Origin of the sequence: Alteromonas sp. CNT1-28, from assembly GCF_022348345.1 — a bacterium.
Lineage (GTDB): Bacteria > Pseudomonadota > Gammaproteobacteria > Enterobacterales > Alteromonadaceae > Alteromonas > Alteromonas macleodii.
In genome coordinates, this window is record NZ_JAKREZ010000001.1 from 334,182 (window position 1) to 359,786 (window position 25,605).

At 46.1% G+C, this 25,605-nt stretch carries 23 protein-coding genes; 20 read left to right on the forward strand and 3 right to left on the reverse strand.

From position 1 onward, the window contains the following. Positions 1–5: 5 nt before the first annotated feature. The 15 genes from MHN02_RS01425 to MHN02_RS01495 all read left to right on the forward strand — a co-directional run bounded on the left by MHN02_RS01425 (position 6) and on the right by MHN02_RS01495 (position 18,094). Positions 6–1,505 carry a bifunctional ADP-dependent NAD(P)H-hydrate dehydratase/NAD(P)H-hydrate epimerase gene (locus MHN02_RS01425; RefSeq protein WP_014977653.1) on the forward strand — a complete coding sequence of 500 codons (1,500 nt, stop codon included), beginning with the start codon at positions 6–8 and terminating at the stop codon, positions 1,503–1,505. Positions 1,506–1,579: 74 nt separating this feature from the next. Further along, entirely contained in the window at positions 1,580–2,062 is a 483-nt protein-coding gene (tsaE, locus tag MHN02_RS01430; RefSeq protein WP_014977652.1) for a tRNA (adenosine(37)-N6)-threonylcarbamoyltransferase complex ATPase subunit type 1 TsaE, read from the forward strand. A gap of 85 nt (positions 2,063–2,147) precedes the next feature. Further along, on the forward strand, positions 2,148–3,497 hold the full coding sequence (locus MHN02_RS01435) for an N-acetylmuramoyl-L-alanine amidase (RefSeq protein ID WP_014951095.1): 1,350 nt from the start codon (positions 2,148–2,150) through the stop codon (positions 3,495–3,497). 94 nt (positions 3,498–3,591) lie between these two features. Continuing rightward, positions 3,592–5,451 (forward strand): DNA mismatch repair endonuclease MutL, encoded by a 1,860-nt coding sequence (gene mutL / locus MHN02_RS01440; RefSeq protein WP_014977651.1) that lies wholly within the window; start codon positions 3,592–3,594, stop codon positions 5,449–5,451. Next, positions 5,435–6,388, forward strand: a complete 954-nt coding sequence (gene miaA, locus MHN02_RS01445) for a tRNA (adenosine(37)-N6)-dimethylallyltransferase MiaA (RefSeq protein ID WP_044583787.1) — start codon at positions 5,435–5,437, stop codon at positions 6,386–6,388. The genes mutL and miaA overlap by 17 nt, the downstream gene beginning before the upstream one ends. Positions 6,389–6,466: 78 nt before the next feature. Continuing rightward, positions 6,467–6,715, forward strand: a complete 249-nt coding sequence (hfq, locus tag MHN02_RS01450; RefSeq protein ID WP_014951092.1) for an RNA chaperone Hfq — start codon at positions 6,467–6,469, stop codon at positions 6,713–6,715. Positions 6,716–6,732: 17 nt separating this feature from the next. After that, the gene (gene hflX / locus MHN02_RS01455) at positions 6,733–8,022 is read left to right on the forward strand and encodes a ribosome rescue GTPase HflX (RefSeq protein WP_014951091.1); all 1,290 of its coding nucleotides are present in this window, start codon (positions 6,733–6,735) and stop codon (positions 8,020–8,022) included. 67 nt (positions 8,023–8,089) lie between these two features. Then, entirely contained in the window at positions 8,090–9,241 is a 1,152-nt protein-coding gene (gene hflK, locus MHN02_RS01460; protein WP_014951090.1) for an FtsH protease activity modulator HflK, read from the forward strand. Between the two features lie 5 nt (positions 9,242–9,246). Then, a complete protein-coding gene (hflC, locus tag MHN02_RS01465; protein WP_014951089.1) occupies positions 9,247–10,128 on the forward strand; it encodes a protease modulator HflC in 882 nt (293 codons plus the stop codon). Between the two features lie 319 nt (positions 10,129–10,447). Beyond that, positions 10,448–12,025 carry an AbgT family transporter gene (locus MHN02_RS01470; RefSeq protein ID WP_014951088.1) on the forward strand — a complete coding sequence of 526 codons (1,578 nt, stop codon included), beginning with the start codon at positions 10,448–10,450 and terminating at the stop codon, positions 12,023–12,025. Positions 12,026–12,237: 212 nt separating this feature from the next. Further along, complete coding sequence (gene hemH / locus MHN02_RS01475; RefSeq protein ID WP_014977649.1) at positions 12,238–13,317, forward strand: ferrochelatase; 1,080 nt, start codon at positions 12,238–12,240, stop codon at positions 13,315–13,317. Between the two features lie 93 nt (positions 13,318–13,410). Next, complete coding sequence (locus MHN02_RS01480) at positions 13,411–13,812, forward strand: DUF4112 domain-containing protein (RefSeq protein ID WP_014977648.1); 402 nt, start codon at positions 13,411–13,413, stop codon at positions 13,810–13,812. A 142-nt stretch (positions 13,813–13,954) separates the two neighbouring features. Continuing rightward, on the forward strand, positions 13,955–14,839 hold the full coding sequence (locus MHN02_RS01485) for an intradiol ring-cleavage dioxygenase (protein ID WP_239244250.1): 885 nt from the start codon (positions 13,955–13,957) through the stop codon (positions 14,837–14,839). 151 nt (positions 14,840–14,990) lie between these two features. Further along, positions 14,991–16,631 carry an acetolactate synthase large subunit gene (locus tag MHN02_RS01490; RefSeq protein ID WP_014951084.1) on the forward strand — a complete coding sequence of 547 codons (1,641 nt, stop codon included), beginning with the start codon at positions 14,991–14,993 and terminating at the stop codon, positions 16,629–16,631. Positions 16,632–16,663: 32 nt separating this feature from the next. Beyond that, a complete protein-coding gene (locus MHN02_RS01495) occupies positions 16,664–18,094 on the forward strand; it encodes an aldehyde dehydrogenase family protein (protein WP_156078947.1) in 1,431 nt (476 codons plus the stop codon). An 84-nt stretch (positions 18,095–18,178) separates the two neighbouring features. Here MHN02_RS01495 and MHN02_RS01500 read toward each other — a convergent pair whose 3' ends face one another. Continuing rightward, positions 18,179–18,538, reverse strand: coding sequence for a DUF2237 domain-containing protein (locus tag MHN02_RS01500; RefSeq protein WP_014951082.1), 360 nt, complete (start codon positions 18,536–18,538; stop codon positions 18,179–18,181). Positions 18,539–18,702: 164 nt separating this feature from the next. Here MHN02_RS01500 and ubiG point away from each other — a divergent pair, with 164 nt between their 5' ends. The 5 genes from ubiG (at position 18,703) to MHN02_RS01525 (ending at position 23,149) form a co-directional block, all read left to right on the forward strand. Further along, the gene (gene ubiG, locus MHN02_RS01505) at positions 18,703–19,455 is read left to right on the forward strand and encodes a bifunctional 2-polyprenyl-6-hydroxyphenol methylase/3-demethylubiquinol 3-O-methyltransferase UbiG (protein ID WP_101566195.1); all 753 of its coding nucleotides are present in this window, start codon (positions 18,703–18,705) and stop codon (positions 19,453–19,455) included. A gap of 249 nt (positions 19,456–19,704) precedes the next feature. Continuing rightward, positions 19,705–20,694 carry a triacylglycerol lipase gene (locus MHN02_RS01510; protein ID WP_101566193.1) on the forward strand — a complete coding sequence of 330 codons (990 nt, stop codon included), beginning with the start codon at positions 19,705–19,707 and terminating at the stop codon, positions 20,692–20,694. Next, positions 20,694–21,692: a lipase chaperone family protein gene (locus tag MHN02_RS01515; RefSeq protein WP_101566191.1), complete on the forward strand. Its 999-nt coding sequence runs from the start codon at positions 20,694–20,696 to the stop codon at positions 21,690–21,692. The genes MHN02_RS01510 and MHN02_RS01515 overlap by 1 nt, the downstream gene beginning before the upstream one ends. Positions 21,693–21,881: 189 nt before the next feature. Next, positions 21,882–22,490 carry a glutathione S-transferase family protein gene (locus MHN02_RS01520; protein WP_239244252.1) on the forward strand — a complete coding sequence of 203 codons (609 nt, stop codon included), beginning with the start codon at positions 21,882–21,884 and terminating at the stop codon, positions 22,488–22,490. After that, positions 22,490–23,149 carry a glutathione S-transferase N-terminal domain-containing protein gene (locus MHN02_RS01525; RefSeq protein ID WP_239244254.1) on the forward strand — a complete coding sequence of 220 codons (660 nt, stop codon included), beginning with the start codon at positions 22,490–22,492 and terminating at the stop codon, positions 23,147–23,149. Before MHN02_RS01520 ends, MHN02_RS01525 begins: the two co-directional genes overlap by 1 nt. A 290-nt stretch (positions 23,150–23,439) precedes the next feature. On the opposite strand, the gene MHN02_RS01530 is transcribed toward MHN02_RS01525, so the two are convergent. Together MHN02_RS01530 and MHN02_RS01535 are read right to left on the reverse strand one after the other, a co-directional pair. Next, complete coding sequence (locus MHN02_RS01530; RefSeq protein ID WP_232300892.1) at positions 23,440–24,327, reverse strand: homocysteine S-methyltransferase family protein; 888 nt, start codon at positions 24,325–24,327, stop codon at positions 23,440–23,442. 48 nt (positions 24,328–24,375) lie between these two features. Beyond that, positions 24,376–25,548 (reverse strand): ROK family transcriptional regulator, encoded by a 1,173-nt coding sequence (locus MHN02_RS01535; RefSeq protein WP_239244256.1) that lies wholly within the window; start codon positions 25,546–25,548, stop codon positions 24,376–24,378. Positions 25,549–25,605 lie beyond the last annotated feature (57 nt).

Genomic DNA, 25,605 nt, shown 5'->3' on the forward strand with positions numbered 1-25,605 from the left:
TGCTCATGCTAGATACTCAATTAACGTCAAGTTTATCATACAAATTATTTCGGGCCGATCAGGTTAGGGAAAATGAGGGACAAGCCGCCGCGAATTCGGGCTGCGATATGTTCACGTTGATGCAACGAGCTGGTGATGTGGTGTTTAAGCAGTGTCTTGAGCTTATGCCAAACTCAGACGTTTACTTAGTGCTGGTGGGCCAAGGTAACAATGCGGGTGACGGCTACATTGCAGCAATAAACGCAAAACTTGCGGGTAAACAAGTGCATTTATGTGCGGTTGAGCCTGAACGTACGCTGGATGGTGATGCTGGCAAAGCACAGCAGCGCTGGCTCGATTCAGGAGGCAGTATCAATGGGTTTGACGCTGCGCTCCTCGAGAAGTCTGACGTAGTGATAGATGCGCTTCTTGGTACAGGTATTAATAGCTATATTCGCAATGAGTTTGCAGACATCATTGATGCGGTGAATGCGTCATCAACACCGGTTGTAAGCGTTGATGTGCCGTCAGGGCTTGATGCAAATACAGGACAGAGCCTGGGGCGATGTGTTCAGGCTGATATCACCGTTACTTTTGTGGGCATTAAGCCGGGGCTTGTTACTGGTGCGGGTAAACAATCGTGCGGTAAGTTAGTGTATGCGGACTTGGGTATCGGCAAAGCGTTCCAAGCATTAGCTAAAGCGAGCGCGACCATGCTAAATATCGACCACTTTAAAGGTATGGGGCCACGGGAGATTAACAGTCATAAAGGGACTTATGGTCGACTGTTGTGCATTGGCGGTAACCGCGGAACAGCAGGTGCCATTCGACTCGCCAGTGAAGCCGCGCTGAGAAGTGGTGCGGGCATGGTACGCGTGTATACCCATGAGTCGTCAGTCGTTCAGGTCAGTGCAGGCAGACCTGAACTCATGGTCACCGACTTTAATTTGGAAGATGCATTAGCTTGGGCAACCTGTGTGGTTATTGGACCGGGTCTTGGGCAAGATGAATGGGCAGAAAGCGCATTTGAAACCACCATGAAGCACTGTCAAAGCCAAAATAAGCCTGTGGTCATTGATGCTGACGCGCTAAATCTGTTGTGTCAGCAGTCAACCGCGTACACCTTGTCTGACAGTATTTTAACCCCTCACGCGGGCGAAGCTGCGCGTTTACTCGGTGTTTCTATTGATGATGTAGAAAGCGACCGTTTTAACTACGCAAGGCAGTGCTCACAGCGATACCATGCGGTCTGTGTACTAAAAGGGGCGGGCACGCTTATCGACAATGAAAAGAAAACCTGGGTTTGCCGTCACGGTAATCCAGGTATGGCTACCGCAGGAAGCGGTGATGTATTAAGCGGAATATTGGGCGCGTTGCTCGCGCAAGGCGTAGAAACAGATATTGCAGCGAAATATGGTGTAGTGCTTCATGCTAAGGCTGGCGATGATATTGCCCAACTGTATGGTCAACGTGGTATGATAGCGAGCGATTTGTTTGACGCAGTACGTGCGCTTATAAACCACTAGTTAGCGTGGTTTTGTCTTGAACGGGCAGGCATCTACTGTGTTATTCGGCTTTCTATTACTGTGGAATATTGTTGATGTCTTACCCGCATACCTCTTTTTTTGCTAATGAAGTAGATGATACTGCGCAGCTTGCCAGAGATTTAGCGCAGGCTGTTTCGAGTCAACTCCCTACCGGTGCTGTTATTTATTTAAACGGCGACTTAGGTGCAGGGAAAACGACATTTAGCCGATATTTCATTCAATCTTTAGGTCATTCAGGTAGCGTTAAAAGTCCAACCTATACATTGGTTGAACCTTATGAGTTGGATGGCGTCAATATCTATCACTTCGACCTGTATCGCTTAGCCGACCCAGAAGAGTTAGAGTTCATGGGAATTCGCGATTACTTTGGTTCGGGCGCTATCGCGCTTATTGAATGGTCGGAAAAAGGGGGCGAATACTTGGCATCCCCAGACTTAGTGATTAGTATAAATATTACGCCATCGGGTAGGCAGTTTAATTTGGAAGCAAAAAGTGCCCACGGTGCGAAATTGCTTCAGCAATGCAAGCGCGTTTAGCGCAAATGCGAAATGAAAGAAAAACTGAATAAATAGCCGCTCCGGAGTTGACGAGAGCAGCATAACAATAACAGAAAGGCTAATTATGGTGCGCAGTATAGTTTCGGTATTATTATTGTGTTTCGTCGTGCAATTCGCACACGGTGCGCAAAATAACATCGACGGGGTTAGGATATGGCCGTCGCCGGACAATACGCGCGTTGTTTTCGATATGAAATCAGCGCCAGAGTTCACCTATTTTACACTTAAAAATCCGCTTCGGCTTGTCATCGATCTTAACAACACCAGCGACACCGCTAAGCTTTCTGGCATTGAAAACAGCGGTGATTTGATTAAAAAGCTGCGCTACTCCACACCGAAAAACAAATCATCTGCCAGAGTGGTTGTTGAGCTCAATAGAAATACCAAGCCTTCGTTATTTGCAGTAACCCCCGATGGTGCTTACGGACACAGGCTGGTTGTCGATTTACCAGATAGCGCGCCGAAGCCGTCGCCAACGTTATCAGCGTCGGCATCAACTGGCTCTGTCGTTATTGATGATTCTACCAGTGCCCGAGACCGAGACATTATCGTCGCCATCGACGCCGGGCATGGTGGACATGACCCAGGTTCAATCGGTCCGGCTGGTACCTATGAAAAGCACATCACCCTGAGTATCGCCAAAAAACTGGAAGACATGATAAACCGGGAGCGAGGTATGCGCGCCATCATGACTCGTGGCGATGATTATTATGTTTCTCCTAATCGACGTCCTGAAATTGCGCGCGAGAAAAAAGCCGATTTGCTTATTTCCATCCACGCCGATGCGTTTAGTCAGCCTCAACCGCGAGGTGGTTCGGTGTGGGTACTATCCATGCGAAGAGCAGACACTGAATTAGGCCGCTGGCTAGAGAAATCTGAACGTCACTCTGAATTACTCGGTGGTGCAGCTGAAGTGATCAATGATAAATCAAGCGAGCGATATCTTACTGAAACCATACTGGGTTTATCGATGGATCACAGCATGGCGACCAGCCACGATTTAGGTAATAAAGTGGTTGAAGAGCTAAAGCAGGTGACCAGTCTGCATAAAAGAAAACCACAAGCCGCCAGTTTTGCAGTTTTGACCGCGCCTGACATCCCCTCTATTTTGGTTGAAGTTGGTTTCATTTCTAATCCGCAAGAAGAGAAGAATCTGAACTGGTCTAAACATCGCGAACGCTTAGCGAATGCCATGTTTAATGCGACTAAGCGTTACTTCAAGCAAGTTCCCCCTGATGGTACACTGTGGGCACAAGAAAGGGCGAACAACCGAACGCACAAAGTAAGAAGCGGCGAGTCGCTCTCGTTATTAGCACAGCGTTACAATGTAAAAGTAAGCAGCATCAAAGCAGCGAATGATCTTTCAAGTGATGTTGTACGCGTAGGGCAGGTACTAAATATTCCGAGAACCTAAACCTAGGTTTTGTTTCATCGGCTTTTTCAGCACTCATTGCACTTACATGTCGTATCGCCACGAATCCATATAGTTAATATCATAGGGTAGTCCTTTGCCTATACAGCTTTTATCTCCCCAACTTGCAAACCAGATTGCCGCTGGTGAAGTGGTTGAGCGCCCCGCGTCTGTGGTTAAAGAATTACTAGAAAACAGCCTTGATGCTGGTGCCACCAAAATAGAAGTCGATATTGAAAAAGGTGGCCACAAACGCATTCGAATAAAAGACAATGGGTCAGGCATTGTCAAAAGTGAACTGCAGCTGGCATTGAGTCGCCATGCAACCAGCAAAATCACCACTCTGGATGACTTAGAACAAATTCTCTCTCTTGGCTTTCGTGGCGAAGCGCTGGCCAGTATTAGCTCGGTAAGCCGGTTAACACTGACATCGCGCACTGAGTCTCAAGGTGAGGCGTGGCAGGCCTATTGTGAGGGTAGGGAAATGGCGGTAAATATCCAGCCAGCGGCCCACCCTGTTGGCACCACAATTGACGTGGCAGATCTGTTTTACAACACGCCAGCAAGACGTAAGTTTTTACGCACCGAAAAAACCGAATTTCAGCATATTGAAGAAGTCATAAAACGCATAGCACTGAGCTATCCCAAGGTTTCATTTGTTTTAAAACACAACGATAAAGTAGCAAAGCGCTTTATCGCCGACAAAGCAGGCAGTTTAGCCACCCGAATTGGCGCTGTGGTTGGACAAAAGTTTGTTCAAAACGCCGTACATATTAGTACTGAGTATGAAGGTCTTCACATTGATGCTTGGCTAGGTAATGAGGCCATGCTTCGCAGCAGTAATGATTGCCAGTTCAGTTTTGTTAACGGCAGAGGCATGCGAGATAAGCTTATTATGCACGCTATTCGCCAAGCGTACGAAAGCGTTTGGGGGGTGGTGGAGCAACCAAGCTTTGTGGTGTACTTAACGGTTAACCCTAAAGATGTGGATGTAAATGTTCATCCCGCCAAGCATGAGGTGAGGTTTCAACAAGGCAGATTGGTGCACGACTTTATCTGTAAAACCGTGAGTGATGCGCTGCACGCCATGACCGACGAACAGCCTTTATCAGGAATGGACGCAAGCCGTCCTTCGGGCTCAGATTTCATGTCTTCTCAGGTAGAACACGATTACATTAGGCCTTTACAGAATCAAACGTCGGATAATGTACAGGCGTTCAACGAGTCTTCTCGTTACTCGACGGGGGGAGTCTCTCAAGGCGCGCCACAGCCTTATGGGCAATTTACAGGCAGTCCAAGAAATACATCCTCGGGGAGTGCCAGTGGTGGACGAAGTGGTGGCACTCCACATAAGCAAAGTCGAGGGCCAAGTGCGGCATATCAGTCAAATTACAATGCGTTAATGACGCCAAATAGCGACATTATTAACAACAATGCAGACCCGATGCCCGTTGCAGAGCACGTTAATCTAACTTCCCAGTGTAGAATTTACCCAAAATCAGAAAAAATTTACCTTCTTTGTGCAACTAAAGTTGCAAGTATCTGGTTAAGCGAACTATTTTTAAAAGCGCAGCATGGACAACCGTTGTTAATGCCCGTTGCTGTTTCGCTCAATAATGTCAATGAGCAATTGGTTACACTGCTAAACGACGCGCATTTTGAAGTGAATAAAGTGGCTGGCAAATATCGGCTGCAACAGGTGCCGGCCGGCACCAGGCACTTGCCGTGGCTCAAGTGGTTTGAATACTTCTTATTAGTTGAACTAAATGATGAAGTAAATTCACTTGATGATGCCGTAAAATCATTGGTTTTGCCTGAACATGTTTTAGATGAAGAGACATCAAATGCGCTGTGGTACTGGTTGGATCAGCAGAGCGAAGTGAAACAATGGGAAATTATTGAGCAATTTGCTAAAGTGCGCCCCTTAAATTCAGTGCTAGATGTATGGGGAGAATAAGGTGTCCAATGGCATAAATTCTGCATTGCCAGTAATAGCAATTATGGGCCCCACGGCATCAGGCAAGACAGGCTTGGCGCTTGATATAGCGGCCAAGGTTGAAAGCGAAGTAATTAGTGTTGATTCAGCCCTTGTTTATAAAGGTATGGACATCGGCACTGCGAAGCCAACGCAGGAAGAGCAAGCAGGTGTAGTACATCATCTAATTGATATTATCGACCCTGCACAAAGCTATTCGGTGTCGCAATTTGTAAACGACACTAATGCGCTAATTGGCGATATTTTAGCGCGTGGCAAGGTGCCAATTTTGGCTGGAGGTACAATGATGTACTTTAATGCCTTGATAAATGGAATTTCGCCACTACCTAAGTCAGATGAAAAGATACGGGACGAAATAACACAGCAGGCACAACGCTTGGGTTGGTCTAAATTACACGATGAATTACGTGGTGTAGACCCAATTAGTGGTGAGAGAATTCACCCCAACGACCCACAACGAATTACCCGTGCGCTGGAAGTGTATAGAAGTACCGGCAAGACGTTGACACATTGGCAACAAGAAGAGGGTGAAAAGTGCCCTTATAACATTGCACAATTTGCCATAGCGCCCGCAGACAGGGCAGTGTTGCACGAACGTATAGCGACCCGCTTTGATTTGATGTTGGAGCAAGGGTTTGAGAATGAAGTAGTAAAGCTCTACGAACGCAGTGATCTTCATGAAGATTTGCCTTCTATTCGTTCGGTAGGGTACAGACAGATGTGGCAGTACCTAGACGGCCAATTGAGTTACGCAGAAATGCGTGAAAGAGGCATTATCGCTACAAGGCAGCTCGCCAAGCGTCAGCTCACGTGGTTACGGGGCTGGGAGCAGGTTACATGGCTAGACACATTTGCTAACGATAATTTGACTAAAATTACAGCGAAAGTCACACTTTAAATGTTTGAGTGTGGTATATATTAGACGTGCAGTGATAGTGAAATTCCTATCACGAATAATAAAAACTAAGGATATCAAATGGCTAAAGGGCAATCTTTACAAGACCCATTCTTGAACGCTTTGCGTAAGGAACGTATTCCAGTATCAATTTATCTGGTAAACGGTATTAAACTTCAGGGACAGGTTGAATCTTTCGACCAGTTCGTAATTTTACTGAAGAACACAGTAAGCCAAATGGTGTATAAGCACGCGATTTCTACTGTTGTTCCAGCACGCGCTATCACAATGCCTAGCGCAGGAGATTCTGAAAATACTAAAGGTGAATAATTTAAAAGGTAACGCGCTTGTTTGACCGTTATGAAGCCGGTGAACAGGCTGTACTTGTTCATGTTAATTTTTCCGACGAGAACAGTAAAGAAGACTTAAGTGAGCTTGAATTGCTTGTGTCTTCAGCAGGGGTTAATGCGGTAGAAGTTATTACGACTTCGCGCAGTGCGCCTCATGCTAAGTTTTTTGTTGGTTCAGGTAAGGCAGAGGAAATAGCAGCGGCAGTGAAAGCACACGATGCCAACGTTGTTATTTTCAACCACGCGCTTTCTCCTTCTCAGGAGCGTAATTTAGAAGCGGTGTGTAAATGCCGGGTGTTAGATAGAACGGGGCTAATTCTTGATATTTTTGCGCAGCGCGCAAGAACACATGAGGGTAAGCTTCAGGTCGAACTAGCCCAGTTGAGGCATATCTCAACTCGTCTCATCAGAGGATGGACCCACCTTGAGCGTCAAAAAGGTGGTATTGGTCTTCGCGGTCCAGGTGAGACACAGCTAGAAACTGACCGTCGACTACTTCGTGGTCGTATTAAAGCCATTCTTCGTCGTTTGGAAAAAGTGCAAAAGCAACGCGAGCAGGGTCGCCGCTCGCGCAAACGCGCTGAAATTCCAACGGTATCCTTAGTTGGCTATACGAATGCGGGAAAATCGACGCTGTTTAACACCATTACCGACTCACACGTTTACGCTGCCGATCAGCTGTTTGCAACGCTAGATCCCACGTTACGCAAAATCGATTTAAAAGACGTAGGGCCGGCTATTTTAGCCGACACGGTAGGTTTTATTCGTCATCTTCCCCACGACCTCGTTGCTGCGTTTAAAGCGACACTTCAAGAGACTCAAGAAGCAGATTTACTGCTCCATGTGGTTGATATTGCTGATGCAAAATATCGCGAAACCATGGATGAAGTTAATGATGTACTTGAAGAAATTGAAGCTGGAGAGATTCAACAATTACTAATCTGTAATAAGATTGATAAACTAGACGACGTTCAACCGCGTATAGAAAGAAACGACGAAGGCGTGCCTGTCAGAGTGTGGCTATCTGCACAAACAGGCGAAGGAACGGAATTATTGAGCCAAGCTTTAACCGAATGTTTAGGTAAAAGTATGGTGAATTACACATTAAAGATTCCGCCTGCACAAAGTCGATTGCGCGGCGTGTTGTACGAACTAAACTGTATTGCTAGTGAAGAATACGACAGTCAGGGAGACTGGGTAGTTGATGTAAGAATGCCCGCCGCTGACTGGAACAGACTTGAAAAACGTCTGGAAAACGGAATATCAGAGTATGTTGTGCGACATTAGTCAGTGCTAGTCACTGCATTGAGCATGCGAAATTCAAAAATATAACAGTAATCTATGGAGTATCAGCATGGCTTGGAATGAGCCGGGTGGCAATAATAACGACCCGTGGAAGAATCGCGGTGGGAAAGAGCAAGGTCCCCCAGATTTGGACGATGTTTTTAAGAACTTATTTGGTAAGTTTGGAAAGTCAGGTGGCAACGGTGGCGGCTCAGGCAAAAGCCTAGGTGGTATCGGCGCTGGTATTCTTGTAGGTTTACTTGTCGTAATTTGGTTCATTAGTGGTTTTTACACTATTCGTGAAGCAGAGCGTGGCGTAGTGCTTCGCTTCGGTGAGTATCACGAGCAGGTTGAGCCGGGTCTTCGTTGGGCGCCAACGTTCATTGACTCAGTAATCCCAGTTGATGTTCAGTCAATTCGCGACCAGTCATCTTCAGGCTCTATGCTTACAGAAGACGAAAACGTGGTAAGCGTTCAAATGGAAATGCAATTTCGCGTTGTAGACCCATATCGTTGGACGTTTGCCGTTGAAAGCCCTGAGCAGAGTTTAAGTCAGTCTCTTGATAGCGCTATTCGCTACGTAGTTGGCCACTCTAAAATGGACGACGTACTTACCGACGGCCGTGAAGTAACGCGTCAGCGTGTATGGGAAGAGCTTCAAGCGATCATTGAACCCTACAACATGGGTGTTTCCATTATCGATATGAACTTCCGTGATGCCCGCCCACCAGAGCAAGTTAAAGATGCTTTTGATGATGCGATTGCTGCACAGGAAGATGAACAACGTTTTATTCGTGAAGCTGAAGCTTATGCGAGAGAGATTGAGCCACGTGCACGTGGTCAAGTAAATCGTATGAATGAAGAAGCGCAAGCCTATAAAGAGCGTGTAACGTTGGAAGCGCAGGGTGAAGTGGCACGTTTTGAAGAGCTGCTTCCACAATATGAGCGCGCACCTCAGGTTACTCGCGAACGTATCTATCTTGAAACCATGGAAGAAGTGTTGGGTAACACCAGCAAAATTATGGTTGATAGCAAAGGCGGAAACAACATGATGTATCTGCCTCTGGATAAAATTATGGAGCGTCAGCAGTCGTCGTCTAACGATCGCTCACGCAACACGCTAGAAAGCTTACAAACACCTGTAACTGATACCTCAGGCAGAAGCCGTAATTCGTCGCCAACCTCTGGTTTGCGCGGTGACAGCTACAGAGAAGGGAGATAAGCATAATGAAGAATTTATTAATCGCAGCATTCGTTCTTCTTGTTTTGCTTGCATCAGGTTCTCTGTTCGCAGTTAAAGAGGGTGAGCGTGCCATTGTTATTCAATTTGGTAAGGTTCAGCGCGATGACGCGACCGGTGAAACTCGGGTTTTTGAGCCAGGGTTACACTTTAAACTTCCGTTTATTGACTCGGTACGCCATCTAGATGCGCGTATTCAAACGTTGGATGGAACGCCTGATCGCTTTGTAACAAGCGAGAAGAAAGACCTGATTGTTGACTCTTATGTTAAGTGGCGGATAGAAGACTTTGCACGTTACTACCTATCAACGGGTGGCAACAAGCTGCAAGCAGAAGCGCTACTGAAGCAAAAAGTAAACAACGGCCTACGTTCTGAGTTTGGTACTCGTACTATTGCACAAATCGTTTCTGGTGAGCGTTCAGCGCTTATGAACCAAGCAATGGAACAAGCTTCTACATCGTCTGACGAGCTAGGTATTGAAATTGTAGACGTACGCGTTAAGCAGATTAACTTACCCACTGAAGTGAGCAACTCTATCTTCCAGCGTATGCGCGCAGAGCGTGCCGCCGTAGCCCGTGAGCACCGTTCAGAAGGTCAAGAGCAAGCCGAAGTCATTAAGGCAAACATCGATGCGAAGGTAACGGTAATGCTTGCTGATGCTGAGCGTAATGCACGTCAACTTCGCGGTGAAGGTGATGCGATTGCGGCACAAATTTACGCTGATGCTTACTCAAAGAACGCTGATTTTTACAGCTTCCTGCGCAGTATGGACGCGTATAAGCAAAGCTTTAACAGCAAACAAGATGTCATGGTTATTGCACCAGACAGCGACTTCTTCAAGTATATGAACAAGTCAAACGGTAACTAAATAGCCGTAATTTGAAGCTTTAAAAACCAGTCTTTTTAGACTGGTTTTTTTACGCCTTTTGAATGGCTAACGGTATGATATAGCGAGTTATATTTAATCTGTGTAGCCGGGCAATTTAGGAAAATGTACACTGACTTAACCCTTCATTTACCCTATCGACTGCCAAAATTTTACTAAATCGGGTAAAATACCGTCTGAATACTATTAAAACACGTCACTATTTATGTACAAGGTTGATGCCTTCCCAGCATTAACCTTGGTGTGGTAGACGTCAATAAACGACAGAGGGAAGATTTTGACAACGGAAAATACAAATACAGTGTCTGCCGATGATAGGGGCGGACAAGGTGGGTTATTCTCGCGATTTCTCACCACGGTGGAATGGTTAGGAAACCTGCTCCCACATCCAGTAACGCTGTTCGCTCTGCTTTCACTTTTCATTGTGTTACTTAGTGGGATACTTGGTTACTTTGACATTGCTGTAGCTGACCCTCGCCCAATAGGTGCAAAGGGGCGTGAAGAAGACGGTATGATTGAAGTCATATCGCTGATGAGCGCAGAAGGTTTGCAGCGAATAGTGACAGGCTTGGTTACCAATTTCACAGGCTTTGCGCCACTGGGTACCGTACTTGTTGCGCTTCTTGGTGTATCGGTAGCAGAACATTCTGGCCTGTTATCAGCAGCAATGCGCGCGTTGGTAATGAATGCCTCTAAACGTGCCGTGACCTTTGCTATCGTCTTCGCAGGTATCATTTCAAACACAGCATCAGAGCTTGGCTACGTGGTACTTATTCCACTGGCAGCGATGATTTTCCACTCGTTAGGTCGTCACCCGTTAGCGGGTCTGGCCGCCGCGTTTGCAGGTGTATCGGCTGGCTATAGCGCCAACCTACTGCTTGGAACTGTCGACCCACTGTTGTCGGGTATCACGGAAGCCGCTGCTCACATGATTGACCCCGACTATATGGTAGGTCCAGAAGTAAACTGGTACTTCATGTTCATCAGTACCTTCGTTGTAGCCACAATGGGCGCGTTGGTCACCGAAAAGGTTGTTGAGCCGAGACTCGGTAAATTTGACCCTGCTGATGCTTCCATAGATTTAGGCAAGCAATCAATGGACGCGCCTACGGATTTAGAAAAGAAAGGCCTGCGTTGGGCAGGTATATCGTTTGTTATTGTTTGCGCGATACTAGCGCTGACGGTAGTGCCAGAAAACGGTATATTGCGTCATCCAGAAACAGGTGAAGTAGCGGGCTCTCCGTTCCTTAAAGGCATTGTTGCATTCATATTTATCACCTTTGCTATTCCTGGCTTTGTTTACGGTAAAGTTACCAAGTCGATGAAGAACGACAAAGATGTTATTGATGCCATGTCTAAAAGCATGGGGGCAATGGGTCTTTACATTACGCTAGTATTCTTTGCTGCGCAGTTTGTTGCGTTTTTCAAGTGGACAAACCTAGGCACAGTATTAGCCGTTAAAGGTGCTGCGTTGTTACAAGCGGCAGGGTTAGATGGCCCAGCGGTGTTTATTCTGTTTATTTTGATGTGTGGTGTAGTGAACCTGTCGCTAGGGAGTGCATCAGCGCAATGGGCGGTAACAGCACCTATTTTTGTGCCAATGCTCATGCTCATAGGCTACGCGCCTGAAGTGATTCAAGCTGCATACCGTATTGGTGATTCAGTCACAAACGTTATCGCACCTATGATGAGCTATTTCGGACTCATCTTGGCCATGGCTGCAAGGTACAAGAAAGACTTGGGAATGGGCACGCTCATTGCCATGATGCTGCCTTACTCAATGGTGTTTATCGTAGGTTGGACAATTTTGTTCTACATTTGGGTGTTCCTACTCGGTATGCCGGTAGGCCCGGGCGCAGCGACTTACTATCAGCCTTAAATAGATAGCTTTACGGGCTGCCACACGCATAATGCGGCAGCAAACTAAGAAAGCGGCATGTGTTTTTGAAAAGTATTTTCGAACACCTGTCGCTTTTTTAATGCCCAAAAACTATTAACGCAATCGCACTTTTTTGGCGTTATAGCAGATCATAATCTAAGGTAATTCAGTATAATACGGATATAGCGCAGTACTTCTCGGACTATGAATACATGAAATACAAATCGAACAAAGGTTTTACTCACGGGCAACCAGATAAAATTGGCGTACTGGTAACGAATTTGGGGACACCGGAAGCGCCAACTAAGCAGGCGTTACGCCCTTATTTGAAAGAGTTTCTTTCTGACCCGCGGGTTGTGGAAGTGCCTAAAGCGATTTGGTGGTTTGTATTAAATGGTATCATTTTAAACTTTCGCCCTAAGCGTTCTGCTGAGGCTTATTCCACCGTATGGACGGAAGAAGGCTCTCCACTTATGGCTATTACTAAAGCGCAAGCATCAGCTATTGCTGAACGCTGTAAAACCCAATATGGCGATGACGTAATTGTTGATTTTGCCATGCGCTACGGCAAGCCCGCCATTGGTGATACCATCGAGTCCATGTTGGAAAAAGGCGTACGCAAACTCGTCGTTTTACCGCTTTACCCTCAATACAGCGCGTCGACAACTGGCTCCACATTTGATGCTATCGCTAAGGATTTCACCTCTCGCCGTTGGCTCCCAGAACTTCGCTTCGTGAATCACTATCACGACCGCGATAATTTCATTACCGCGCTGGCGAACAAAGTAAAAGCGCATTGGGAAACCCATGGAAGAGCGGACAAGCTTATTTTGTCTTACCACGGTATTCCTAAGCGCTATTTAATGAATGGTGACCCCTATCACTGCGAGTGCCACAAAACGTCGCGCTTGCTTGCCGAGAAACTTGGCCTTTCACACGACGAATATATGACAACCTTCCAATCTCGTTTTGGTCGAGAAGAGTGGTTGAAACCGTATACAGATGAAACGTTAAAGTCTTTACCTGAAAAAGGGGTGAAATCCATTCAGGTTATGTGCCCTGGCTTCTCAGCCGATTGCTTGGAAACTATTGAAGAAATTGGTGAAGAGAATCGCGAGTACTTTATGGAAGCTGGTGGTGAGCGCTATGAATACATCGCGGCACTTAACAGTGACAAAGAACATATAGACGTGCTTTTTGACATAGTGCAAGAAAACCTGCATGGGTGGACAGTACAGTCGGACAACGGTTTGCGCGCAGGCTTAGCAAGAGCGTTAGGCGCTGAAAAGTAGCGTTTGAAAAGCTGACAGTAAACGTTTCGAGGAAAACCAATAGGGAAATCACCCTTGGTGGCGCATTTATTATATTGAAAGGGAGATAAGGTCGTGGAAGGCAAAGCACCAAAGGCACTACTTAAAGCGCAAAAACTGGCGAACTTGCTGGATACTGCTGTAAAGCTCCCTTTTATCCCAATAAGAATAGGCTTGGATTCAATCGTGGGCCTTATCCCAGGAGCCGGTGACGCGCTGATGCTCTTCGTTTCACTTCGAATAGTTTGGCTGGGAAAATCATTGGGTATGCCCAAAGCGCTAATAGCTCAAATGGTAAAAAACTCAGCAATCGACTTTGGCTTAGGTTTTATTCCATTTGTTGGCGACATTGTGGATATATTCTATAAAGCCAATCAGAAAAATGTCCGTATTATGGAGCGCTGGTGGATAAGCGAAAATAAACATGAGGTAGATAAAGTAACACAGAAGGCACTATCCGAATGGAGTGCTGAATAACCTAGGTTTAGTTACCCAAATACCTGCGCTTTTTTCACTTTGCTTATTTACTGTGTAAAGCTACGTAAAGCTTGAGTAAATAAGAGAACCCTGTCCTTTAGCTAAATGTCTTTTTTGCAAAGACAACCAAGGGCAACGTACGATGACATCAAACAAATTAACGGAAAAGCCGCTAAAGCGACGCCGCTTTATGAAAACAGCGGTGGGACTTACATTGGCTCCTATTGCTATCGGATTGTGGGGGTGTGGAGGTTCCAATTCCGCCTCTGACAGTTCCACAACATCTAACTCCTCATCTTCCAATAACAACACCGATTCAAATGCCGAACCTGAAGAAGATTTTGACGGTTGGGCAAGCGATGGCACGTCAGCTATGACGTCAGACTTTCCAGACGATAGTTTATTTGACACTGCTTCTGTATGCAGTGTGGCTCTCACAGGTTCTCAAACGGAAGGCCCGTGCTATTTTCAAAGTGACTATCTTGACGACATCTCATATGAGCAAACAGGTTTGCCGATGATGTTGTGTCTTCAGTTAATTGATGAAGCGTGTAATCCCCTATCGGGTTATGAAATTGAAGTATGGCATTGCGATGTAGATGGCGTTTATTCAGGAGATACCAGTGATAGTGTCGATGCCAGCGGATTTAATTCGGCATTTTGCACGGGAAATGAAGCGGATGCATTAAGTGCGAAGTGGTTCAGAGGTATTGCGGTGACAGATGCTAGCGGAAGAATAAACCTAAAAAGCTGTTTTCCCGGCTGGTACAGTAGCCGAGCTATCCACATCCATTTTCGTATACGTCGCAACAATACTGATCAATTGGTTTCTCAATTTGGCTTTTCCGATAGCTTTTGCCAAGACATTTGTACCAATCATCCCGACTACAGTCACCGGGGTGAGCCAGACACGTTGCTGGGTCAAGATACAGTGTTTGGCAGTGACTACAATGAATATACATTTAGTGTGTCACAAAACGAAGATGGTTCTTTGCTCGCATACAAGCGCATAATAATCAGTGATTAGACTTCCTTTTTCTCTCCTATACACTATTTTTTAACATGCCCGTTAGCAACGGGCATTTTATTACGCACAGTAAACCCATTCGCAGCATTGTTTCGTAGCACAACTAATAAGCACTTTATTTTCTGCTCAAATTACAAGGAGCGTGCAGCACATGAAAGCGTCCGATTTATTTGTTAAAGCGTTAGAAGCAGAAGGCGTGGAATACGTCTTTGGTATCCCAGGTGAAGAAAACCTCGACTTACTTGAGTCGTTGCGCGAGTCCTCTATTAAACTGGTGCTGACGCGTCACGAGCAAGGTGCTGGTTTTATGGCTGCTACTTACGGCAGGCTTACCGGAAAAGTGGGAGTGTGCCTTTCGACCTTAGGACCTGGGGCCACTAATCTAGTTACTCCCGCGGCTTATGCTCAACTTGGCGCTATGCCAATGTTGATGATTACTGGGCAAAAGCCGATCAAAACCAGCAAACAAGGTCGCTTTCAAGTTATCGACATCGTTGACATGATGCGGCCGATCACTAAATTCACCAACCAGATTGTGAGTGGCGATAGAATTCCTTCTACTGTGCGAGAGGCATTTCGTCTAGCCCATGAAGAGCGCCCGGGCGCTGTACACATTGAACTGCCAGAAGACATTGCCGCAGAACAAACCAGTGCCCAAATACTAACACCTAGCATGGCCCGTCGACCTATCGCCGAATACAAAGCAATTGCTGCTGCGGTTACTATGATTGAAGAAGCCCAGTCACCTTTGTTATTGATTGGCGCCGGAGCAAACAGAAAGCTAACAGCGAAAATGCTCAGGGAGTTTGTTGATAAAACCTGCATTCCATTTGTTACCACCCAAATGGGTAAAGGGGTACTAAACGAAAGCGACCCGCGCTTTGCAGGGAACACTGCTCTGTCTGACGGTGATTTTGTACACAGGGCAATAGAGCGTGCCGATCTTATTATCAACGTAGGCCACGATGTGGTAGAAAAGCCACCGTTCTTCATGCACCACAACGATAAAAAAGTGATTCATGTCAACTTTGATTCGGCTGCCGTAGACCCTGTTTACTTCCCGCAACTCGAAGTCGTTGGAGATATTGCTAACAGCATCTGGCAAATAAAAGAAGGCATTACTCCCCAAGACAGTTGGAAACTCGACTTCTACAAAGATGTGCATCAAGCCTATGTAGACCACCGTGCTGAAGCAGAAGACGATAATCGATTCCCTATCTTACCAGAACGTCTTGTACGCGATATTCGTAAAGTTATGCCTGATAACGGCATTGTTACGTTAGACAACGGCGTATATAAAATATGGTTTGCCCGAAATTACCCCGCATATCATCCGAATACTCTGCTTTTAGATAACGCACTGGCTTCAATGGGAGCCGGTTTGCCATCAGCTATAGCAGCCAAACTAGTAAAGCCCGATGTCCCTGTGGTAAGCGTATGCGGCGATGGCGGCTTTATGATGAATAGCCAAGAAATTGAGACTGCCGTTAGGCTTAAGCTTGACCTTGTGGTGATCATCTTGCGCGACGATGCGTACGGAATGATCAAGTGGAAACAAGCAAACATGCAGTTCGATGAGTTTGGTTTAGATTATGGCAACCCCAACTTTGTTAAATACGCACAAAGTTACGGCGCACAGGGCTGGAGAGTTGACGACGCGGATGTACTTATTCACTTAGTTGATAAGTGTTTGAACACAAAAGGCGTACATATTATCGATTGTCCAGTTGATTACAGTATGAATGACAAAACACTAAATCATACGATTAAAGAGCTTAGCGCCAAGCTTTAAGCCAAACGTAACAGAAAGGTAAGGAGTAAAAAATGTTGAAGGAAAGCTATCCCTATTATTTAGCGAGTGAGCCACATTATGCCAATACCGACTTGGACGTAACTAATAAATACACCGGAGAGGTAGCAACCAAGGTGGCGATGGCCGATGCGGATACCATCGATAAGGCCATTGCTGCAGCAGAAGAAGCGCAGCCTGCGATGGCCGCCATGGCTCCTTTCGAAAGACAAGCGGTGCTAGAGCACTGTGTGAAGTGCTTTACCGAAAGAGCCGATGAGTTGGCACAAGCGCTTTGTATAGAGGCTGGTAAGCCAATTAAAGACGCTAAGGGCGAAGTCAGCCGTCTTATCGATACCTTCAAAATAGCGGCAGAAGAATCAGTGCGTATTAACGGCGAGGTGGTGAATTTAGAAATCTCGGCGCGCGCCAAAGGTTATCAGGGCATGACCAAGAAGGTCCCTATAGGTCCATGTTCATTTATATCGCCGTTTAATTTTCCTCTGAATTTGGCTGCGCATAAGGTGGCTCCTGCGATCGCAGCAGGCTGTACTTTTGTACTTAAGCCTGCCTCGCGAACCCCTATTGGTGCGCTCATTATTGGTGAGGTATTAGCTGAAACCGACTTACCCAAAGGCGCATTTTCTATTCTACCTTGTAGCCGCGACGGCGCTGACTTATTCACTACTGATGAAAGACTAAAGCTGCTTAGCTTCACAGGTTCACCTGATGTGGGCTGGGCGCTTAAAGCAAAAGCAGGAAAGAAGCCGGTGGTATTGGAGCTTGGCGGTAACGCCGCATGCGTAGTTGATGAAGATGCCGATATTGAAGACGCCATCGACCGGGTAATTGTCGGAGCTTATTATCAATCAGGGCAAAGTTGTATAAGTGTTCAGCGCCTTTTAGTGCATAGCAAAATTTACGATGAGTTTAAGTCGCGCTATGTGGAAAAAGTGAAAGCGTTAGTGTCTGGCGACCCGTCTAATGAAGACACCTTTATTGGCCCTATGATCTCAGAAGGCGAAGCAGAGCGCCTTCACGGCTGGATTGAAGAAGCAAAAGAGAAAGGTGCCACCATTCTATGCGGCGGAACGCGAGACGGCGCCATGCTTGAGGCTACGGTAATGGAAAATGTACCAAAGGATTGTGATGCCAGTGCCGAAGAAGCGTTTGGCCCTCTATCTATTCTGGTGCCATTCGATGACTATGATGAAGCGCTTGAAGAAGTAAATAACAGCCGCTACGGACTTCAAGCAGGTGTGTTTACCCGCGATATATACAAAGCGAACAAAGCATGGGACGTGCTTGACGTTGGTGGTGTGGTCATTGGAGATGTACCTAGCTGGCGGGTGGACAACATGCCCTATGGTGGCGTGAAGGACTCAGGTCTAGGGCGCGAAGGTATTCGCTATGCGATTGAAGATATGTCTGAGACTCGCCTTATGGTAATTCGTACTCCTCAGTAGTAGATTGAGCTTCACTGCTCAATCAAGCGATGTTCGCGCAATAGTGCGAATATAAGCATTCGAGGGCGAGGCGGCAGGTTTAGATTAATCTGCCGCGTACTCTTCTAGCAGTGAAAGTGGAATAATGTCTAACGCTTTTTCATGTGTGGCTTCCAAGCGTACTTTCGGCGCTACACCTGCCTCATAGGCTTGTAGCCAGCGAGCGGCACACAAACACCATCTGTCACCTGCTAACAGGCCAGGAAATGTCATACTAGGCCACGGCGTGATGAGGTCGTTGCCTTGTCGTAGCGAAAACTGAAGAAATTCGTCAGTGACAACCGCGCATACGCTGTGATTACCCACATCAGCGTCTGGTACATAGCAAAACCCTTCTCGCGTAAATCCAGTATTTCCACAGCATAGCTGGAGTGGGCGTCCATAAACATTTTTTGCGTTCGCCAAAATCAGAACCCTCTTTTACAACGTATGGTTTAATAGGTATGTCTTATTCAAATCGCCAAGTAGCGAATTTAGGATGAATAGAACCTTATCTATCCACCTTATGACCCTGCTCGACAAGGGTCAACAATAAGCGCTACGGTAACTACGTTTTAAGGTAAAAAATCGTGCTCGATAAAAGCAAAAAAACAGGCGACAGTAACTTTTCTGAACAAGAGATTGCGCGCTTCGATGCGCTGGCTGACTCTTGGTGGGACCCAGAAGGCAAATACAAAACCGCGCTGGATTTTAATCGGGCAAGACTAAACGTTATAAAAGCACAAATAGAAAATCATTTCGGTCAGGGCAACTTGCCTCCCGATTATTCCGCCTTATCAGTGATAGATATTGGCAGTGGCGGTGGGCTAATAAGCGAACCGCTAGCAAAATTAGGCGCTCAAGTTACGGGAATAGATGCCAGTGCGGTGAGCGTAGAAGTGGCAAGGCGCCATGCTCAAAATACAGGAGTAAAGGTAGACTATCAGCATAAACTCTCAAGCGAGGTAGTAGAAGAAGGTCGGCAATATGATGTGGTAATTAACGCCGAAGTTGTTGAGCACGTGCCTGACCAGCAGCAGCTTATGCGCGAGTGCGCAAGTTTGGTTAAGCCGGGTGGCCTCCTGATTTTGGCGACGCTGAACCGCACGCTGAAAAGTTATGTTGTTGCCATAGTGGGAGCGGAATACGTAATGCGCTACTTACCAATAGGAACCCATGACTGGAAGAAATTTGTTAAGCCCTGCGAATTAAAACGCTGGATTGGAAATGAGTTTACCCTTAAGTATCAGGTCGGTATGAGGCTAAACCCACTTAAAGGAGAGTGGCTAACCACTTCGAGCCTAGCGGTAAACTACATTCAAGCATATTCCAAACATAAATAAGCGACTATAAGTGTTATTTATGTCCTGTATGTTTAGTGCAAATGGTATGGGTTAACATACTTCATACCTGACGCTATCTTTCTGAATTAACTGACTAATAGTAACTAACTCCGTCGAAAATTTGCCTATACACAGTAAAAGCCTTTATTAAAGATTTCACACAAAGGTTGATCTTTACATGGTGTTTACATAATTATAACAAAGGTCTGACCACAGACCACATATAACCATAATTATGGGACACACTCGATGACACTATATAACCACTTACGCTCTATAAGAATACGCTCTACAAAACCATGGCTCGGTAAATTCGCCGTGTTATTAGCTTTGTTCAGTATGACATTAGGCTTGTCTGGCCAAGCCTACGCTGGCACCTACGCAAAAACCAAGCACCCTATTGTGTTAGTTCACGGTCTGTTTGGGTTCGAAGATATCTTATTTGTTGATTATTTCTATAAGGTACCGCACAAACTTAGCCGAAACGGCGCTGTTGTCTATATCGCAGAGGTCTCACCAGCAAACTCGACCGAAGTCCGCGGTGAACAGTTACTCGATTACATTGATGAAGTTCTGGCGCTATCAGGAGCTGACAAAGTGAATTTAATTGGACACAGTCACGGTGGTCCAACGGCACGTTACGCCGCAAGCGTTGCCCCAGATAAGGTTGCTTCGGTAAGTTCAGTTGCCGGCGTAAACTGGGGAAGCAAAGTGGCAGATGAACTACGAGACGCTTTTTCTGAAGGTTCAGTGGGCGAGGGTGCTGCGGGCGTTGTAGTTAATGCGTTCGCCAATATCATCGAGATTGCCTCTGGGTCAGATCCGCGAGACAAACCTACAGATTCAATCGCTGCGCTTAATTCATTGTCTACGTCTGGCTCTGTTGCTTTCAATCAAAAATATCCAGAAGGGATGCCTACTGCCTACTGCCGCAACGATGGAAAAATGTTGGCTGAAAATGGCGTGTACTATTTCTCGTGGAGCGGAGGCAGAACTTACACCAATGCACTTGATGTAGTTGACCCATTCTTAGCTATTACTGGCACCGCATTCAAAGAGCCAAACGATGGGCTAGTATCGACCTGTAGTTCTCATTTAGGCAAAGTACTTAAAGACAACTATAAAATGAACCACCTTGATGAAGTCAACCAGAGCTTTGGCATAACGCACTGGTTTGAAACCGACCCAGTTGACGTTTTTGTTCGTCAGGCTAACCGACTGAAAGGCTTAGGACTGTAGTGGAGAAGCGTCAATTACGCCGTGTTTTTCCAATACTAGGAGGGCTGCTCGCCCTCTTAGTATTCGGTGCTATTCTTTACAACCAGTTAGCGTCTGAATCCCAAACCTCTAATTCAGAAATTTTCAGTCAACGCTCATCCTTAGGTGAACAAGCGAAAGCCGGAGAATATGAGTTAGAAGGAGGCGGTGCAGTACATCAAGTAACTGATGTAGGTAGTCATCGGGATAGTGACACTGATATTGCAGCTGATCTCATTCCCTTTGAACTCAATTACTCGACCAAAGACGCTTTCGATCGCTTCGTATTTGCACGCACCTCAGAAGTGCCGCAAGCAGTGAAACTTGCCTACACAACCCATGCTCATGAAGTATTCACACTCAGCACGCAAGGTGACGCAATCGACTTATTTGCCCGGTATGTCGATTACAAAGTAGCGCTGTCTTTGGTTGAATTGGACGTCGACCTTGCCAGTCACAGCTTGCAGGATGTGTCGTTTAAGCTAGATGAGCGAGAGGAAATTAGACGAACTTACTTTAATAATACTGAATATCACTATCTGTTTAGTCAAGAAGCGCAGGTAGATGAGGCGGCGCTAGCACGTTTAAGTGTTGCCCAAGAAAACACCTTATCCAGAGACGAAAGAAAGGCCCTTATCGTCGAGTCAATTAAAGCGGGAAACTCCGCCGAACGTGAAGCCTTCCAGCCCACGCTTAATATGCATCGAATAAACGAAATAAAAAACAACCACAGCACTATTAACGATCGCTATAACGCAGTGGCGGCTGAATTTGGTAGCGAAGTTGCAGAACGCTTTTCCAAAACATGGGCACAACAAGCTCAGTGGCAAAACAGAATTGCCGAATACAAAACATTCCGCGATAACTTGGTCCAGCAATCTCTTGATTCAAACGCAATAGAAAAAGCACTGCAAGAGTATCAATCTGCCCATTTTACTGACAATGAAATAAAGCGTCTTAAAGTACTCACAGCGCTGTAGCTGCATCTAGATAGAGCTGGTTCAAGACCTGCAACTGGTTAATTATCTGCGAAAAACACAGAGGTATAACCATAAAGGCGCTGAATAGTATGAGTCATATACAGAGTGATTTGAAAGCGTACTGCACAGTTACTAATCTTGGGTTATTACAATTCCTGACTAATCACCATAAGGCCCGTAATCATCATTATGAAAATCTACGAAACGAAGACTGCGCCCAACCCACGTCGAGTACGAATGTTTTTGGCTGAGAAGGGCATTGACGTTGACTACGTTCAGGTCGACATTCAAAAGGGTGAAAATCTAACTGCGGAAATGCGCGCGAAGAACCCGCTGGGAAAGATACCTATTTTAGAGCTTGATGACGGCACCTGTATTGCCGAAACCGATGCCATTTGTACGTATTTTGAAGCACTGCAGCCAGAGCCACCGCTAATGGGAACAACGCCCGTTGAAAAAGCGACTATTTCTATGTGGCAACGACAAGTAGAGTTCGCGTTTATGATGCAAATTGGTATGTGTTTTCAACATACTACAGGCTACTTTAAAGATCGTATGACGCCAGTTCCTGAATTCGGTAAGGAAGCGGGTATCAATGCGTCGAAATATTTGAACATTTTAGAGCGTCGACTTGGTGTTAAAGAGTTTATTGCTGGTGACACCTTTTCTATTGCTGATATAACCGCATTATGCGCTATGGATTTCGCCCGAGTGGTAAGAATTCGTATGACTGACGAGCATGTCAATCTGGCGCGCTGGTATGAGGCGGTAAGTAACAGAGAGAGTGCAAAAGCCTAATGATAGATTTATACACCGCAGCCACACCGAACGGTTGGAAAGCGTCGGTAGCGCTTGAAGAAATGGGGCTTGAATACACCGCCCATGCCGTAAACCTGATGAAGGGAGAGCAGAAAACTCCTGAATTTTTGGCGATGAACCCCAATGGCCGCATTCCTGTGATTGTGGATAGAGAAGCCGATGGTCACATCGTGTTTGAGTCTGGCGCTATCATGATATATCTCGCAGAAAAAAGCGGTATGTTTTTACCCTCCGACGCAAAGCGAAAAAGCCAGGTTTTACAGTGGGTCATGTTTCAGATGGGAGGCATAGGCCCAATGATGGGCCAAGCTAATGTGTTCCACCGTTACTTAGAAGAAAAAATTCCGGTGGCGATAGCACGTTATCAAAACGAAGTACGTCGCCTATTCACCGTGCTAGATGGGAGGCTAGAAAATCGAGAGTATTTGGTCGACGACTACAGTATTGCTGACATGGCGAACTGGTGTTGGGTGCGTACCTATGAATGGTCTGGTGTAAGCATAGAAGGGTTAGACAACTTAACCCGTTGGAATAACAGTATTGAAGCGAGGCCAGCCGCACGGCGTGGAGTGGAAGTCCCGAATAAAATTGACAGAGAAGCACTGATCAAAGGGGCTAAAAATGTTGTTACGAAATAGCGCTTTTAACTGAGTCGACAAACCGGTTGAGCCATCCCGATGCCATGCTAGGTTTGTAAACAAGTTCGAAGTGCTCCGTATGATAAAAGTCATAACCTAATACATCGACGCTAGTAAGGTTATGGCTTTTTGCTATGAAGTCAGGCACGTAGGCCAAGGCCAGTCCTTGTCGAACAATAGATATCAGCGTGCCAAAATCATTACATCGATAGCGAATTGAGCGGGGCACTTTGAACGAGGCGGTAATCAGTGGCTAAGTGAATCGAAACTGACATTCGTTGAGTTGCTGTTTAAACGTCGCTGATGGCTTTAATATGTTCAGGGCCGATACCACAGCAGCCCCCGATGATAGTTGCGCCAGCAGCTACCCAAGTCTTAACGTATTCAACATAGCGGGCGGGGGTTATATCGTCACGTATTTCGGAAAGTAGCGCGTTGGCCGCGTGTGTACGTTTTCTCTCAGAAAAGCTATTTGCATAAGCGCCAATATTAATCGAAGTATTTAAACTTCGCGTTATTGAAATAGCGTCTTCCATCTCTTCCGGCTGCGAGCAATTGAAAAGTACGCTTTGTACTTCGCTCAATATTGGCGCTATCTCACTTAGCGGCTCACCAGAGCGCAATGTCACAGGCTCGTTAGATGTTTCTCGATTACTAACGGAGAATGACAGCCATAAAGGCAGTGAAGAGTGCTGTTTTATAAGTGATACCACGGCTTCAGCTTCTTCTACCGAACTTGCAGTTTCAATCAACCAAACATCAACATAGGGCTCCTGGGCTTTAATAAGCGGGGTGAGAATGTCGGCTACACGGGTTGCATCAAATAAATCTGGGCGGTAAGAACCAAAAGCCGGAGGAACGCTACCCGCGACAAATCGCTTATTGTCACCATCGCTCTTTAGTGCGTTTACTGCGCCTCGAGCGAGTTCGGCCGCATTCTGAGCGAGAGTAAAAGCCTGCTCCCTAAATGTATTTTCCCCAATATGAAAAGGTACAAGCGCATAGGCGTTAGTGGTAATAACGCAGGCACCAGCTTCAAGAAAACGTTTGTGCACATCACTTACTAATTCAGGTGTTTGCATTAGTGCCAGTGCTGACCACTCTGGCTGCTTAAAGGGCGCACCTGTCTTTTTCAGCTCTCGCCCCATGCCGCCATCTAAAATTAAAATGTCATGCATTCCTTCTTTCATGCTGCCCAAAGCCAAACCTTTTGAGATGTTAGATGATTAGTAATAATTTGCCTGAAGGGCTAGGTTTGCACTTCCAATGGATTGCGCTTTTCTGCCTACAAGACCTTCGCTTATGTGTACCTGAGCAAGGCCACGCATATCAAGCGTCTCCATCGCGCTTTGCGTATGCGCGACCAATGCGTTTTTGACATCATCAGGAATTGCGCCATCTATGATTACGCCGTCTAGGTCTAACAAGCTCATTGCACATTGAGTCGCAAAGGCCAATCCTCTGGCGGTGTCGCTTAACCAGTCTTCTATTGAGCGCGTGTCACAAGACCAGTGGGATGGCGATTCATAAATATGCTGACCGTTGTGCCCAGCGTCGTTTAGCTTTCTTTCCAGCAAATAAAGTGAAGACTGGGTTATTAGCTGGCTTTGTGTACTGCCATTGTAAAAGGGTAAAGAGCCAATGGCCCCAGCGTTGCCTGTTTTTCCATTAACTAACTGGTTATTGAGTACCAGGCCACCGCCTAAGAATGTGCCAACAAAGATGTAAAGAAAACTATTGTAGTTTTGGGAATTACCGAAAGACATCTCTGCGCTGCACGCTGCTCCAGCATCATTTTTTATAAAAACAGGCAGTGATAATAAATCTTCCAACGCCGCCTGTGGATTAAACTCTCTCCACTCTTCCAATTCATTTTTTGGGGCGCCGGCTTCTTCTGCCCAACTCCAAATTTCGAAGGGCATAGCAACGCCTAAACCTCGGATTAGGCGCTGTTGGTCGGTATCCAAATTTTTAATGAGTACATTGAAAGCACGTTTTGCAAAGGTAAGCAGATTGCTTACGGTCGGGTAGGCAAACTTCTCGTGAAGTGTTGCTCTTACATTGCCTTTCAAGTCGAGTAACGTCATATCGAAACTTCGTCGACCTACTTTCAGTCCTATACCAAACGCGCCGTTTTCATTGAGACCAAACGGCACCTTGGGCTGGCCTACTCCGCCTTTGATTGGCTTTAGTCGCCTTACCAGGCCGTCAGCCTCTAGTTTTTTAATGATCACTGTCGCTGATTGTGCAGACAGCCCCGTTAACTGTGCTATTTCAGCTTTAGGCAATGAAGAACGTTGGCGAATTAGGGTAAGGATATCCCGTTCATTCGCTGAGCGGCTATCAAGCAATGTAGGTGCTTTTTGTGATGGCAGGTGAAAGGCCGATTCAGTATTCAATGTATTTACAATCTATCGTTTTAAGAAGCTAGAGTGTAATAACAACCTAGCCGTGTA

Excerpts from the sequence above, each read along its gene's own strand:
- MHN02_RS01425 (WP_014977653.1), top strand. The coding sequence starts at position 6 with ATGCTAGATACTCAATTAACGTCAAGTTTATCATACAAATTATTTCGG.
- tsaE (WP_014977652.1), top strand. The coding sequence starts at position 1,580 with ATGTCTTACCCGCATACCTCTTTTTTTGCTAATGAAGTAGATGATACT.
- MHN02_RS01435 (WP_014951095.1), top strand. The coding sequence starts at position 2,148 with ATGGTGCGCAGTATAGTTTCGGTATTATTATTGTGTTTCGTCGTGCAA.
- miaA (WP_044583787.1), top strand. The coding sequence starts at position 5,435 with ATGTATGGGGAGAATAAGGTGTCCAATGGCATAAATTCTGCATTGCCA.
- hfq (WP_014951092.1), top strand. The coding sequence starts at position 6,467 with ATGGCTAAAGGGCAATCTTTACAAGACCCATTCTTGAACGCTTTGCGT.
- hflK (WP_014951090.1), top strand. The coding sequence starts at position 8,090 with ATGGCTTGGAATGAGCCGGGTGGCAATAATAACGACCCGTGGAAGAAT.
- hflC (WP_014951089.1), top strand. The coding sequence starts at position 9,247 with ATGAAGAATTTATTAATCGCAGCATTCGTTCTTCTTGTTTTGCTTGCA.
- hemH (WP_014977649.1), top strand. The coding sequence starts at position 12,238 with ATGAAATACAAATCGAACAAAGGTTTTACTCACGGGCAACCAGATAAA.
- MHN02_RS01485 (WP_239244250.1), top strand. The coding sequence starts at position 13,955 with ATGACATCAAACAAATTAACGGAAAAGCCGCTAAAGCGACGCCGCTTT.
- MHN02_RS01490 (WP_014951084.1), top strand. The coding sequence starts at position 14,991 with ATGAAAGCGTCCGATTTATTTGTTAAAGCGTTAGAAGCAGAAGGCGTG.
- MHN02_RS01495 (WP_156078947.1), top strand. The coding sequence starts at position 16,664 with ATGTTGAAGGAAAGCTATCCCTATTATTTAGCGAGTGAGCCACATTAT.
- MHN02_RS01510 (WP_101566193.1), top strand. The coding sequence starts at position 19,705 with ATGACACTATATAACCACTTACGCTCTATAAGAATACGCTCTACAAAA.
- MHN02_RS01520 (WP_239244252.1), top strand. The coding sequence starts at position 21,882 with ATGAAAATCTACGAAACGAAGACTGCGCCCAACCCACGTCGAGTACGA.
- MHN02_RS01525 (WP_239244254.1), top strand. The coding sequence starts at position 22,490 with ATGATAGATTTATACACCGCAGCCACACCGAACGGTTGGAAAGCGTCG.
- MHN02_RS01530 (WP_232300892.1), bottom strand. The coding sequence starts at position 24,327 with ATGCATGACATTTTAATTTTAGATGGCGGCATGGGGCGAGAGCTGAAA.